Source organism: uncultured Microbulbifer sp., from assembly GCF_947498635.1.
In the GTDB taxonomy this organism is placed as follows: Bacteria; Pseudomonadota; Gammaproteobacteria; order Pseudomonadales; family Cellvibrionaceae; genus Microbulbifer; species Microbulbifer echini.
In genome coordinates this window covers 1-754 of record NZ_CANMKV010000115.1, presented here as the reverse complement: position 1 = coordinate 754, position 754 = coordinate 1, and the positions used below count along the sequence as shown (strand labels likewise).

Here is a 754-nt window from a genome sequence, read left to right as displayed (position 1 = left end):
GGCTCGGCGCCGCGCGGGGTAAATACCAGGGAATCGCCTCGGTTGACCGGATCAAAGAAAAACGCCTTGGCCAGTTCTTGAATATGTTCGAACGCGGGGGCATCGTTGCTGATCTGCATCCCCGAGACATACCCCTCCAGCAGGGTGGTATCGAATTTGCCAAACGGCAGGCCGGCGCGCTCGCAGATCTCTGCAACCACGGCATAGAGGGGATAGGGCATAGGAATTTATTCAGGGCTTTTAAGTAAAAACTGAAAACGGAGATTGCGGCTCATACCGATTTTGACCAGGCCGGGGCTGTTTACATTGCTGGCCAATAGATACTCAGTGCCATAACGGTCGCGCTGTTGGCGGTGATACAGATTGCCGTCTTTCAGGTAGGCGAAAATTACATCGCTTACAGAGGACTGTAATTGGCGCTTATCGTCCAGGGAAACCCTGGGAGTAATAAACCCCGGCCAGCTGGTGGTTACCTGGGCATCCTGGCTACTGTCATACCAGTAGAGCTTGGCGGTCCCGCTCTCTACATAGGCGATGACCGGGCGCATATTCTGGTCGAAGGCCAAGCTCACCTCGGTGATATTGACCCCGGTAATCACAGTGCTCGCCCTCACCTGCTGAGCATCCAGCACGATGGCCCTGCCGTCTTCCAATACCCGTGCGCGCCAGGTCTGAACGTTCAGCCCTCGACTGGGATCTTGCAGGGCAATACCGCCGCGCTCGTAGTCGGTAATCGCGCGCACCGGCAGGGCGG

At 56.8% G+C, this 754-nt stretch carries 2 protein-coding genes; both read right to left on the bottom strand.

Annotation, left to right across the window (positions count from 1 at the left end; genetic code table 11):
• A partial coding sequence (locus tag Q1A69_RS20060) for a hypothetical protein (protein ID WP_299589681.1) occupies positions 1-221 on the bottom strand: 221 nt, incomplete at its 3' end.
• Between the two features lie 6 nt (positions 222-227).
• On the bottom strand, positions 228-754 hold a 527-nt coding region (locus Q1A69_RS20055), incomplete at its 5' end, for a hypothetical protein (RefSeq protein WP_299589679.1).